Source organism: Enterococcus sp. AZ103, from assembly GCF_051714685.1.
Taxonomy (GTDB): Bacteria; Bacillota; Bacilli; order Lactobacillales; family Enterococcaceae; genus Enterococcus_A; species Enterococcus_A alishanensis.
Genome location: NZ_JBIOSI010000001.1, coordinates 1111944 through 1124924 on the forward strand (window position 1 = coordinate 1111944; position 12981 = coordinate 1124924).

Below are 12981 nucleotides of genomic sequence, written 5' to 3' on the forward strand. Positions count from 1 at the left end.
GAGTCTAGCTCAGATCTGCTCCTCATGTATTTGAGGAGCAGACACTCTCATCATAAAGTGTTTTTTTATACCTAAATGATATGTCTTGACATTCAGTATAAAAAAGCATTTTAATAAAAAGCCGACTACTTGATTGAAAATAGTTGGCTTTTTTGCTAGTCTAAGAACAGATTTAAAAAGGATAAGGTGCTGTAATGGAGCCAATTATTGAAATCAATCAAATTGAATATAGTTATCAAGAAGATTTACCTGCAGCTTTAAAAAATGTTAGTCTTTCGATTGAAAAAGGCGAGTGGCTAGCCATCGTTGGTCATAATGGGTCTGGGAAATCAACGTTAGCCAAAACAATTAACGGTTTACATCTGCCACAAAAGGGCGAGGTTAAAGTTGGTGGTATGTTGCTCTCAGAAGAAAATGTCTGGGATATTCGAAAAATGGTGGGGATGGTGTTTCAAAATCCTGATAACCAATTTGTTGGGGCGACGGTGGAAGATGATGTTGCTTTTGGACTAGAAAATCAAGGTATTCCTCGAGATGAAATGTTGATTCGAGTCAAGGATGCTTTAGAAACTGTTAAGATGTCTAAATTTGCAACACGCGAACCTGCCAGATTGTCCGGTGGTCAAAAGCAACGGGTAGCCATCGCAGGTGTTGTTGCTTTGCGCCCTGATATTATTATTTTGGATGAAGCAACTAGTATGTTGGATCCAGAAGGTCGGCGGGAAGTGATTGAAACCATTCACCAGATCAAAGAAGAAAGTAATTTAACGGTTATTTCGATTACCCATGATATTGACGAGGCAGCCTCTGCAAGTCGTATATTAGTTATGCAAAAAGGCGAGTTAGTTCAAGAAGGAACTCCTGAAAAAATTTTTTCTGAAGGCCCACGTCTGGTGTCATTAGGATTAGATTTACCATTTCCTGAAAAATTAAAAGCAGCTTTAAAAGTGCGAGGCATTCAGGTACCAGAAAGCTATTTAGATGAAGAAGGGATGATGAATTGGTTATGGACATCCGTTTTGAAAAAGTAAGTTACGTTTATCAACCAAATACACCCTTTGAATCTCGTGCTTTATATGATATTGATTTAGAGATTAAAGAAGGTTCTTATACAGCATTAGTCGGTCATACCGGTAGTGGGAAATCGACACTCTTACAGCATTTGAATGCTTTATTAAAACCAACTGAGGGTGTCGTTAATATTGGTGATCGTAAAATTACACCAGAGACTGATAATAAGAATTTGAAACCTGTCCGGAAAAAAGTTGGGATTGTATTTCAATTTCCTGAAGCACAATTATTTGAAGAGACTGTGGCTAAAGATATTGCTTTTGGACCACAAAATTTTGGTGTGAGTACAGAAGAGGCACTGGAATTAGCCAAAAAGAATCTTGCTTTAGTTGGTTTAGATGAAAGTTATCTGGAGCGATCACCTTTTGAGCTTTCTGGCGGGCAAATGCGGCGAGTAGCCATCGCAGGTGTGTTGGCGATGGAACCAGAAGTTTTAGTCTTAGATGAGCCAACAGCAGGCTTAGATCCCCTTGGTCGTAAAGAGATGATGGAAATGTTTTGGCGTTTGCACAAGGAAGAAAATATTACCATTGTTTTGGTGACCCATTTGATGGATGATGTGGCAAATTTTGCTGACTTTGTTTATGTTTTAGAAAAAGGTCAAGTGATTGAAGGTGGCTCACCACAAGTTGTGTTTCAAAAAGTTGATTGGTTAAAGGAAAAGCAACTAGGTGTGCCGCAAGCAACGGATTTTGCAGAAAAAATGCAAACAAATGGTGCGCACTTTGCTCATTTACCACTGACAGCTGAAGAATTAGCTGATTGGATTGTCGAGGAAGGGGCGAAGAATCGTGGATAAATTGATTTTTGGCCGTTTTATTCCCGGAGATTCTGTGATTCATCGGATGGACCCTCGAGCGAAATTAGCAGGTAGTTTTTATTTTATTGCGATTGCTTTTTTAGCAAATTCTTGGCCTAGCTTTTTATTTTTAGGAGCAGTAGCCATTTCCGGGGTATTGTTATCTAAAATTGATTTACGCTTCTTTTTAAAAGGAGTACGTCCATTAATTTGGTTAATCATTTTTACAGTTGCCTTACAGATGTTGTTTACGCGTGGTGGTACTATTTATTGGTCGTGGGGTATATTTAGTTTGTCGCAATATGGCGTTCAAAATGGTTTGTTCATTTTTTGCCGCTTTATGTTGATTATTTTTACTTCTACCTTGGTGACTTTAACTACACCGCCGTTGTCGATGTCAGATGCGATTGAATCATTATTAAACCCGTTAAAAAAAATTCACGTACCGGTGCATGAAATTGCTTTGATGTTATCGATTGCTTTGCGTTTTGTGCCCACTTTAATGGATGAAACGGAAAAGATTATGAATGCCCAGCGTGCTCGTGGAGTGGATTTTGGTGCCGGAAGTATTATTCAAAAGATTAAAGCGATTGTGCCATTACTGATTCCTTTGTTTGTTTCTAGTTTTAATCGTGCCGAAGAATTAGCTACGGCGATGGAGGCACGTGGGTATCGTGGCGGCGAAGGTCGGACAAAATATCGGCGTCTAAAATGGGGCAGAAATGATTCTATTTTGGTAGTTATATTTGCAATCGTTACAGTTGGTTTATTATTTTTACGGAAGACTTAGCGTTTACTAAGTCTTTTTTTATGAGGAGAATTTATGAGATATAAAGCGATTATTGCCTATGATGGAACCAATTTTAATGGCTTCCAACGACAACCAAATGGACGGACTGTCCAAGAGGAGTTTGAAAAAACTTTGCAGAAAATTAATCACGGGGAACCGATTATGATTCATGGTTCTGGTCGAACAGATGCAGGTGTTCATGCTTTAGGACAAGTGATTCATTTTGATTATGACGATCCGCGTCCGCTGGAAAAACTGCGTTTTGCTTTAGATACACAAACGCCAGACGACATTGCGGTGCGCTCGGTGGAGCGTGTGGCGGAGGATTTTCATGCCCGTTATCATGTGGTAGAAAAGACGTATCATTACAAAGTACAAATTCAAAAACCACGTAGTCCTTTCAGAAGATATTACGCCGCTTACTATCCTTATCCTTTGGACTTGGAAAAAATCCGTCAGGCATTACCAGCTTTGTTAGGAACCCATGATTTCACTTCTTTTTGTGCTTCCGGTAGTTCAGTTGAAGATAAAGTACGCACGATTTATCAAGCTGATCTGGAAGTTAATGGGGATGGCACTGAACTGACTTTTATTTTTCGAGGTAATGGTTTTTTATATAAAATGATTCGCATTTTGGCAGGTACTTTGCTGAAAATAGGGAATGATCGTTTAGCAGTAGATAGTATACCAGCAATTATTGCCAAAAAAGATCGTAATGCAGCAGGACCAACTGCTCATCCAGAAGGACTTTATTTAGCAGAAGTAAAATATGCAGAAAATCCGTAAAGCGTTAAGCTCTACGGATTTTTTTTGGTCGTTTTAAGAATAGATAGAGAATGAATAGGGTTAGCGAAGCCAAACTAATAAGTATTCCTGGAATAAGTCCCGTTGGTAGATAACTAAAGGTTATTTCATGCTGACCTTTTGGTACATGGATACTTATAAAAGCATCTTGGAAGGCTTTTATTTTAGTTTCTTTGCCATCAATTTTGGCTGTCCAACCTTCATCGTATGGTATCGTAGTGACTAATGTTTGGGCTTGATTGATATCAACGGAACCACTGGCACTGTGTTTACCGACTTTTAAATCAACGCCATTTTCTTTTATTTGATCGGTAGCAAATTGGAAAGCCATCGTGTCTAAAGCTAAAACTTGTGGGCTTTGGAAACTTACCGATTTAGTACCGGAAAAGCTGGCAGTGAAAGTCACGTTGGTTGCGTTTTGATAGTAGCCAAGATCATAGTATTGACCGGTAATATTTATTTGGGCTTCACGAGTTTGACCATTGGTAGTCACTGTTGCTGTCGAACTCTCTAAAGCACTAAAATCAGTTGGATATAAGCTTAAATAAGCTTGTGTGTTAGCCGGGACAGAAACTTGATAAGAAACTGATTTAACCCCTTCAGAATCGCCATCAGCAGTAATCGTCGTTGTCGTACCTGCTGTAGATACTTTGGCATTTGACGTACTGATTTCACGCATAGGTAAAAAGGTATAGTAGGTGTAATCAGAACCAGCTAAGGCGTTGTAAAGTTTTGTTTGGGTGCCTAAATTATCGTTACTCATTTTCTTCAACTGATCAATTGATGGATCAGCGGTAAAGGCTAAAGGTAAAGCATTTTGATTTTCATACAAAAAATAATCGCCGGAGGTATCTTCTTGAGTGAAGCCATATTTACCTAAGTTTTCAGTTTTAGCCAAATTATATTTGATTCCAGTAAAAGCATCCATTAGTAAAGTATTGTTTTGATAACGAATATTTAAGTTGGTTCCTTGTGAACGAAAACCTAATTCGTTTAAATAAGCAGACGAATGACGATTACGAACAGAAGAAAACATGCTGATGCCGCTGTAGCCATAATTTAATCCGTCATTTGCGGAAACAGGGTCGAGATTCTCTAAGCGATAAAATGATTGATTGTCAGCCTTGGTTTGATCTACCAGTGTCTTAATTGATGTTGAAGGCTTAGTATAAAGACTGCGGGAAGCATAATTCCAATCGTCTAAAATCCCTCGCAACATATAATTGCTGTTAATAAAACTTTCGCAAGAAACAATCAGTAATAATAAAAGTGTCACAGTTTTAACCGGGACTTTATTGAAATAGCGTCCTGTAAACACGAGTGCATATAAGCCCAAGAAGCAAACCGATAAGATAAAATTATAGGTTTTCAGATAATTATAGTCTTTGCCTTTAATCCCCCAAAAAATCGAGAAGGCAGCGATTAAAAGTAAAAAGATAGCCACCAATTGCAGCACATTTTGCCGATCTAATTTTTCCCAGCCCCAAGCAGCTAGAGTAATGACTAAGAAAGAAAGTAAATAGGCATAGCGAAATAAAAACATATTGGGTGCGTGCATTCCATGCCAAAATAGATTTAACGGAATGATATAAAAACTGGCTACAATTAATCCACCGACTAAGCCATAAAGCACTTTGTTTTTCCAAGGAATCTTACGATTGATAAAGTAAAAAATACATAAAGCTAAAGGTAAGAGACCAATATAAATAAAGGGAATTGAGCCATATTTTGTCGTATCATAGACGCCAATCATATTTTTAGCCAATAAATCAAACCAACTAGTAGCTTCTGTTTTAAAACCACTGATGGTGGTCAGCTGTTCGCCATTGGCACGTAAATCTAAAATGGCCGGTAAAATCATCACCATTGAAGTGCCGCCAGCTAAAAAGGAGGTAATTATATAGGAAACAATACTTTTTTTGTACACTTTAAAATTGGTAAACAAACGAGCCAAATAATACAGAACCGAAAAAATGCCAACCATAAAGCCTATATAATAACTAGTGAGAAATAACATTAAATAGGAAATAAATAATACTTTTGGTTTTTTATCATCCATTAAACGATTGACACCTAAAATAATCAGTGGTAAATAAACAAAGGTATCTAACCACATAATAATTTCAGAATGGGCAATCGCAAAAGACATCAAGGCATAAGTAACACTCAAAGCGACCGTATTCCAATTGCTGAGTTTAAAACTATTCTTGCCATAAAACCAAAAAGCTAAACCAGCGGCACCAATTTTTAAAAGAGTAATAAAATATAACGCATCAGGCATCATATTATTAGGGAAAAAGATCACCAGTGGGGTAAAAAATCCACCTAAATAATAGGATACCAAAGATAAATAGTTTAAGCCTAAAGAGGCATTCCAAGTATAAAAAAAGCCTTGCTTACCTAACAACATATTACGGAAGCTAGCATGAAAGTTTGAAAATTGAGAAAAGGCATCGCTGGCTAAAACACTGCGAGAACTGCCAGGATAGATACCGATGGTTAAATAAGCAATCACCATTAAGCTTAAGGGAATCAAGAAACTCGCCAGCATGTACCAGCGGTTTTCTTTCAGGAATTTCTTCATAATATAAAATCACCATTCTTCTTTCGAATTCTATTCAAATTTTACCATAGAAGATTTTAATTAAGTATGAAGAAGCTGTGAAAATAACTGAAAGTGTAAAACTCTTAAAGAATATTTTCAAAATAAAAAGCCTATGACTGATTGCCACAAGCTTTATGATAATTAATTTTAACGAGTTTTTTTAATTTTGCTAAACTGTTATCTAAATTTTCTTTGTGCTAATTTTTTGAGCCTAATCTTAAGAAAGGATCATTGGTATAGGAGTTGCTAATCCGTAGATCACCCAGCTTTTTTATGATGAGTGAGCAATTCGGAGTCTCCTTATGTTGTTAAGGTATCAAAAGTATCATTCAAACTTTTTGTCACCTAAAAAAATTATACCTTTTTCAATAGAAGAAAAAAACCACTGATCATAGCGATCAGTGGTTTTTGAAATATGTTTGGTTGAATTTAAACGCGCTCAACTTTTCCAGATTTCAAAGCACGAGTTGATACCCAAACTTTTTTAGGTTTGCCGTCGATTAACACACGAACTTTTTGCAAGTTAGGTTTAACTGTGCGTTTTGTAGCGTTCAATGCGTGTGAACGGTTATTGCCGCTGCTTGTTTTACGACCAGTGAAATAGCATACTTTTGCCATGTTTTGTTTCCTCCTTCGCCTTGATTGTTGGAGCGCTTCTTTGGCTCATACTAAAATAATTTATCACAAAGGAGTTAAAAAAGCAACTGCATTTTCTCAGAAAGATTGACAATTCAGTCATAAGCAGTTAAATTATAGAATGTTGGGCTCGACTGACCAAAGAATCTTTCTTTGAAAAGTTAGTGGGCTATGATAAAATGTTATAGTAGAAAAAATGGGTCAGAAGGCTCGTTTAAGGAGGCTAATACTATGGCTGTCAAAATCAATACACAAGCAGGCACAATTGAAATCTCAAATGATGTGATTGCTACAGTCGTCGGTGGTGCGGTAACAGATGTATTCGGCATTGTCGGTATGGCTAGCAAAAGCCAGATTAAAGATAATATCACTGAAATTTTAAGAAAAGAAAATTATTCTCGCGGTGTCGTGATTCGTCAAGAAGAAAACGGGATTGCTGTGGATGTTTACACGATTGTTAGTTATGGGACAAAAATTTCTGAAGTGTCGCGTAACGTACAAGAAAAAGTGAAATACAACTTGGAAACCTTGTTAGGTGTTAAAGCCAATTCGGTAAATGTTTTTGTCCAAGGTGTGCGTGTCCTGCCTGATTAGGGTAGATTTTAAGGAGGATAATCTTAAGTGAAGATCACAGAGATCAGCGCAAGTCAATTCCAAGAAATGGTGGAAGCTGGCGCTAAACGTCTGCAAGCAAATGCAGAATTTGTTAACTCATTAAATGTATTTCCAGTACCAGATGGTGATACCGGAACAAATATGAATTTATCAATGACCAGTGGTGCAACTGCTGTAGTCAATGCACCAAATGAAAAAGTTGGCGAATTGGCCAATATTTTAGCTAAAGGGTTGTTGATGGGCGCGCGGGGAAACTCTGGCGTTATCTTGTCACAACTATTCCGTGGCTTTTCAAAAGAAATTCCTGATGAAACAACTTTATCTGCACAGCGCTTAGCTGATGCATTGGTTCACGGCGTAGAAACAGCTTATAAAGCGGTGATGAAACCAGTTGAAGGAACGATTTTAACGGTTGCTCGTGAAGCAGCCAAAGCTGGTGAAAGAAAAGCTCGCCAAACGGATGATGTAATTGAAGTAATGACTGCGATTGTGAAATACGGTCGTCGTGCATTAGATAAAACACCAGAAATGTTGCCAGTCTTAAAAGAAGTTGGCGTAGTTGATAGTGGTGGACAAGGTCTATTATTTATTTATGAAGGCTTCTTAAGTGCTTTAAATGGTGAATTTGTTGCAGATGAAAGCTATGAGCCAAGTCCAGCTGAAATGGATGAGATGGTTAATGCTGAACATCATCGCAGTGTACAAGGTCAAATGGCAACAGCAGATATTCATTTTGGTTATTGTACTGAAATTATGGTTCAATTAGGTGAAGGTCCAACGGTTGATAGCCAATTTGATTATGAAACTTTCCGTAACTATTTAAATGAGCTAGGTGATTCTTTATTAGTGGTCAATGATGAGGAAATCGTCAAAGTCCATGTCCATACAGAACATCCCGGCGAAGTAATGAACTATGGTCAAAAATTTGGTTCATTAGTTAAAATTAAAGTCGATAATATGCGTTTACAACACGAAACAATCTTAGAACATGATGAACAAGTCGCTGAGTTTGAAGGCGTGAATGCTGAGCGTAAACCTTATGCGGTGATAGCCATTGCAGCAGGTAGCGGCGTGCAAGAATTGTTCAAATCATTAGGTGCTTCATATATTATTTCTGGTGGACAAACCATGAACCCAAGTACTGAAGATATTTTGAAGGCAGTTAGAGAAGTCAATGCTGACCAAGTTATTATTTTACCGAATAATAAAAATATCTTTATGGCGGCCGACCAAGCTGCTGAAGTGGCAGATGTCCCAGTGGTAGTAGTACCAAGTAAAACTGTTTCTCAAGGGATGACAGCGATGTTAGCCTTCAACGAAACACAAAACTTAGACAACAATAAACAAGCCATGACAGACATGCTAGATTCTGTTGTTAGCGGACAAGTCACTAATGCTATTCGGGACACTGCCATTGACGGCGTGGAAATTCACGAAGGTGATTATCTAGGTATGATCGATGGTAAAATTGTTTTATCAGAAAAAGATTTATACCAAGCCTCACTGGATACTTTAAAACAAATGATCAATGACGATATCGAAATCGTAACAATCATTTTTGGCGAAGAAGGCAATCAAGCCGAAGCTGAAAAAATCAGCAAGGTCTTAACAGAAACCTATCCTGATTTAGAAGTGGAAATCCACGAAGGTAATCAACCAGTTTACCCTTATTTATTGTCAGCTGAATAATAAAGATAAATAAAAACCATCTCTTTTTGAAGGAGATGGTTTTTTTATCGTTGTTTATAGAAAAATTCCCAAAAAAGGTTAAATTTTTGGAAATAATTAGTTATTTTTTGATTTGTGGTTTTGTAAAAGAAAAATTATTTTAACTGAAAATAGACTTATCAAAAGAAAAGAATTTCTGTGAAACACAACTATTAATATTAATAGTAATAGCTGTGTTTCGCTAAAAATATTCATTTTATTTATTTGTAAGTAATATTTTTTGTTTAACGTTCGATTGTAAAAACTTCTCAAATTTTAATAAATGTACTATAATTTATTTTGAAAATTGGGTTATTTTATAACTTAATTTGAAATAATGTTTTTTTGGGAGGATTATATGAAAAGAAAAATGATGTTTTTTGCTGTTGCTTTACTATTAGCACCACAAGCAATGATGCCAATCACCAGTCTTGCTGTTACTGATGACGAGAGTAGCTCGGTTGTTGCAGCTGACGCGACACAAGATAGTTGGATGCCAGATAAAAATTTGCAAAAGATTGTTGGAGATCAGTTAAGCAATCCAGATTTTACGCAAGCAGATATGGCTAATTTGACTAATTTATCAATTAGTAGTGCTGAAATTACAGATTTGACAGGTATTTCTTATGCTACAAATTTAACAAGTTTAGATATAAACAATACGGATTTGTCTAATACTAAGAATCTAGCGGAAATTGGCACACTAAGTAAATTGCAAACATTGACTGTTACAAATGACAATTTATCAGATGTCTCACTTTTGCAAAATAGTCAATTGACAAGTTTGGAGCAAGTGAATATCTCAAATAATTCATTTACTAACATGGATAGTTTTGAGGGTTTACAATTACCGGCTTTAAAAGAAATTAATCTCTCTAACAATCAAATTGAAAATGTAAATGGAATTACAAAAATTAAAGTACCAGTCATTGAAAAGATTGACATTTCTAATAATAAAATCTCAGATGCTTCACCACTGCTTTCTACCGATGCGATTAATTCAGTCAAAGAAATGAATGTATCCAACAATTTATTTACTTCTTTAAGTAGTGTAACGGGCATTAATTTACCTAGTTTAGAAAAAATTGATATTTCTCACAACCAATTAAATGATGTTTCAATCTTGCAAAGTGCCCATGTCCCTGCATTAAACTATATCGATGCTTCTTACAATCAAATTAGTGACATTTCACCAATTGCAAATTCATCTATCACTAGTTTGACAACTTTGATTGCCAGTCATAATCAAATCAAGGATGTTGATGCATTTGCAAACTCTTCTTTTACTAAATTAGAAAGCTTAGATGTCGCGTATAACCAAATTGGTGACATCTCTGTCATGGAAAATTTAGTAGCAAAATATCCTAGTCTGCATACTTATATCGTTGATCATAACAATATTAATAATATTCAATTTATGGAAGGCTACGATTTAAGTTCTAATACTTCAGCAAGAGATCAAGACTATGAAGAAAATGTAACCTTGGTTAAACCAACAAGTGCAAGTGGAGAAGTAGCTAGTCCAATCTTGTCAACAGATTTCCGTTATGATGATAGTTCTGGTTATTACCATGGCTATTCAGACCCAGAAGGAACAACACTTTCAATTAGTTCGATCACTGGAATCACTGGTGTAAAAAAATATGATGACTCAACAGTTACAGCTGCAGAATTAGATGGTGGATCCGTTCAAAGTGTTAAAAGTTTTATGGTTGATCCAGCAAACTTACCAAGTGAAATTACCTTTAACTGGAATGGCGCACAAGGCCAATTTAGTGGAACAGGAAAAATAAATATTACTTGGGTGGATGCACAAGCGCCAACTATTGAAGCAAGTGATCAAACCGTTAAAATGGGTACTGATTTTGATCCAAAAGCTAATGTTACAGCGTATGACCAACAAGCAGATGGTTCTGAAAAAGTTGATTTGACTAATGGCATCAGTGTGATTAATAATACTGTAGATACTTCTCAAGCAGGCAATTACTCAGTGGAATACAGCGTAACTAATTCTTATGGTGTAACGACAACAAAAACAATTCAAGTCACTGTTGCAAAAACTTATACGGTTACTTTTGCTGCCGGTAAAGGTGGTTCATTGACAGGAAATACAAGTGTTGAAGTTCCTGAAGGGACAAAATTAACCGATCTACCACAAACAGTTGCTGACGAAAGCGATGTGGAAGATATTTTCTTCTTAGGTTGGTATCAAGGAGAAAAAGCGGTGAACCCTGCTGATGTAACGATTGATCAAGATACTACCTTTACAGCAAAATTCGGAACCGCTGTTTATCGTTTGTATAATAAAAACAACGGGGATCACTTGTTGACTAAGAATAAAAATGAAAAAAATGATATTGAAGCACAAGGTTGGGTAGTAGAAACAAACCCTGCAAATGAATATGGCAGAGCGGCGTTCTATGTACCAGTTAAAGCAGATAGCGCTGGCAAAAATAAAGTTTATCGGATTTATAACCCAAATACTGGTGAGCATTTTTATTCTACTAATAAAAAAGAATGTGACGCAGCAGTCAAGGCAGGTTGGAGACAAGAAACAGATCCTAACTATACCTGGGTTTCTGAAGGCGATGTAAAAGTCTATCGTGAATTTAATCCTGATGTACACACTGCTGGTAGCCATAATTTCACTACGAATTTAGCTGAGCATGAAAATGTGGTTAAAGCAGGCTGGTTAGATGAATCAAAAGATACATCTCTATGGACTGTTTTAAAAGCTGGATTTTAGAATAAAATAAGAAAACAGTCAGGTAAATTATTTTTTTACCTGGCTGCTTTTTTACTAACTAAAAAGATTTGATTAAAATAAAATGAAATTTTGGATTGACACCGGTTTCAGTCGATGCTATACTTTGGCAAGTGGTCAGATGTTATTACTTCGGGTAAGCATGACTGACTGGATTATTTAAATGATGGATGTTATCACTTGATGTGAGCATGACCTGTTTACCACACGAATTGTACGTGTTTGTAAATAGGCTTTTTTATTGCCATCGATTGCCATCGTTAGTGGGGAAACTTTATGATCATAAAACGAGTACTAAATAATAATACGGTTATCTCAAGTAACAGCAAAGGCTTAGATGTTTTACTGATGGGTCGTGGGATAGCTTTTGGGAAAAAGAAAGGCCAACCAGTTGCGATTGAACAGGTTGAAAAAACTTTTATCCTTCATGACAGAGATACACAAAATAAATTTACTGAACTGATGATTAATGTGCCAATGGAGCAAATTATGGTGGCTGAAAAAATTATTAATTTTGGTAAAATTAAACTAGGCAAAGGTTTAAACGAAATTCTTTATGTCAATCTGACGGATCATATCCATTCGGTGATTGAAAGATACAAAGAAGGAATTATCTTAAAAAATCCTTTACGTTGGGATATTGCAAGATTTTATCCTGATGAGTATGCAGTAGGAGAAAAAGCCTTAGAAATCATGCGCAGTGAATTAAAGCTTGAGCTGGAGATCGATGAAGCGGCTTTTATTGCGACACACTTTGTTAATGCTGAGACTGATCAGACCAATGATTTGGCTTATGAAATTGCAGAAATCACTAAGAAGATTGAAACAATCGTCAAAGATTTTTATCATACAGAATTTGATGAAGCTTCTCTAGACTATTATCGATTTATTACCCATGTGAAATTTTTTGCCCAACGGCTATTAACAGGTGATCATTATGATGATGAAGACAGTGAGCTACTAGAAACGCTAAAGAAAAAATATCAGAATGAGTATCAAGCCGCTTTAAAGATTAAGGAGTTTGTCATGGAGACTTTTGATTATGAACTGAGCTCTACTGAGATTCTCTATTTAACGACACATATTAGACGAATAACAAAGAACTTATAATAGGATTGTTATCCCAAAAGGAGCATGACCTAGAACACCACTATTTTTAGGGGGTTTTAGGTCATTTTTTATTTCTAAAA

Annotated in this window: 10 protein-coding genes; 8 read left to right on the forward strand and 2 right to left on the reverse strand. The window is 36.3% G+C overall.

The features are described 5' to 3' along the window. Window positions 1-194: 194 nt before the first annotated feature. From ID741_RS05860 to truA, 4 genes are read left to right on the forward strand one after another with little or no spacing between them, the layout of a single operon-like run. Entirely contained in the window at window positions 195-1031 is an 837-nt protein-coding gene (locus tag ID741_RS05860; protein ID WP_438719396.1) for an energy-coupling factor ABC transporter ATP-binding protein, read from the forward strand. After that, window positions 1007-1870, forward strand: coding sequence for an energy-coupling factor ABC transporter ATP-binding protein (locus ID741_RS05865; protein ID WP_438719397.1), 864 nt, complete (start codon window positions 1007-1009; stop codon window positions 1868-1870). The genes ID741_RS05860 and ID741_RS05865 overlap by 25 nt, the downstream gene beginning before the upstream one ends. Continuing rightward, complete coding sequence (locus ID741_RS05870) at window positions 1860-2660, forward strand: energy-coupling factor transporter transmembrane component T family protein (RefSeq protein ID WP_218326727.1); 801 nt, start codon at window positions 1860-1862, stop codon at window positions 2658-2660. The genes ID741_RS05865 and ID741_RS05870 overlap by 11 nt, the downstream gene beginning before the upstream one ends. Before the next feature lie 33 nt (window positions 2661-2693). After that, window positions 2694-3446 (forward strand): tRNA pseudouridine(38-40) synthase TruA, encoded by a 753-nt coding sequence (gene truA, locus ID741_RS05875; RefSeq protein WP_438719398.1) that lies wholly within the window; start codon window positions 2694-2696, stop codon window positions 3444-3446. Between the two features lie 4 nt (window positions 3447-3450). Here the strand turns inward: truA and ID741_RS05880 are convergent, their stop codons facing one another. After that, window positions 3451-6048, reverse strand: coding sequence for a YfhO family protein (locus tag ID741_RS05880; protein ID WP_438719399.1), 2598 nt, complete (start codon window positions 6046-6048; stop codon window positions 3451-3453). Between the two features lie 450 nt (window positions 6049-6498). Beyond that, on the reverse strand, window positions 6499-6687 hold the full coding sequence (rpmB, locus tag ID741_RS05885) for a 50S ribosomal protein L28 (RefSeq protein ID WP_071861708.1): 189 nt from the start codon (window positions 6685-6687) through the stop codon (window positions 6499-6501). Between the two features lie 249 nt (window positions 6688-6936). Here rpmB and ID741_RS05890 point away from each other — a divergent pair, with 249 nt between their 5' ends. The 4 genes from ID741_RS05890 to licT all read left to right on the forward strand — a co-directional run bounded on the left by ID741_RS05890 (window position 6937) and on the right by licT (window position 12901). Continuing rightward, window positions 6937-7299: an Asp23/Gls24 family envelope stress response protein gene (locus tag ID741_RS05890; RefSeq protein ID WP_218326498.1), complete on the forward strand. Its 363-nt coding sequence runs from the start codon at window positions 6937-6939 to the stop codon at window positions 7297-7299. 27 nt (window positions 7300-7326) lie between these two features. Next, entirely contained in the window at window positions 7327-9009 is a 1683-nt protein-coding gene (locus ID741_RS05895) for a DAK2 domain-containing protein (RefSeq protein WP_218326497.1), read from the forward strand. A gap of 376 nt (window positions 9010-9385) precedes the next feature. Further along, on the forward strand, window positions 9386-11773 hold the full coding sequence (locus ID741_RS05900) for a leucine-rich repeat domain-containing protein (RefSeq protein WP_438719400.1): 2388 nt from the start codon (window positions 9386-9388) through the stop codon (window positions 11771-11773). Between the two features lie 294 nt (window positions 11774-12067). Beyond that, a complete protein-coding gene (gene licT, locus ID741_RS05905; RefSeq protein WP_438719401.1) occupies window positions 12068-12901 on the forward strand; it encodes a BglG family transcription antiterminator LicT in 834 nt (277 codons plus the stop codon). Window positions 12902-12981 lie beyond the last annotated feature (80 nt).

Excerpts from the sequence above, each read along its gene's own strand:
- ID741_RS05860 (WP_438719396.1), top strand. The coding sequence starts at position 195 with ATGGAGCCAATTATTGAAATCAATCAAATTGAATATAGTTATCAAGAA.
- ID741_RS05865 (WP_438719397.1), top strand. The coding sequence starts at position 1,007 with ATGGACATCCGTTTTGAAAAAGTAAGTTACGTTTATCAACCAAATACA.
- truA (WP_438719398.1), top strand. The coding sequence starts at position 2,694 with ATGAGATATAAAGCGATTATTGCCTATGATGGAACCAATTTTAATGGC.
- ID741_RS05880 (WP_438719399.1), bottom strand. The coding sequence starts at position 6,048 with ATGAAGAAATTCCTGAAAGAAAACCGCTGGTACATGCTGGCGAGTTTC.
- rpmB (WP_071861708.1), bottom strand. The coding sequence starts at position 6,687 with ATGGCAAAAGTATGCTATTTCACTGGTCGTAAAACAAGCAGCGGCAAT.
- ID741_RS05890 (WP_218326498.1), top strand. The coding sequence starts at position 6,937 with ATGGCTGTCAAAATCAATACACAAGCAGGCACAATTGAAATCTCAAAT.
- ID741_RS05900 (WP_438719400.1), top strand. The coding sequence starts at position 9,386 with ATGAAAAGAAAAATGATGTTTTTTGCTGTTGCTTTACTATTAGCACCA.
- licT (WP_438719401.1), top strand. The coding sequence starts at position 12,068 with ATGATCATAAAACGAGTACTAAATAATAATACGGTTATCTCAAGTAAC.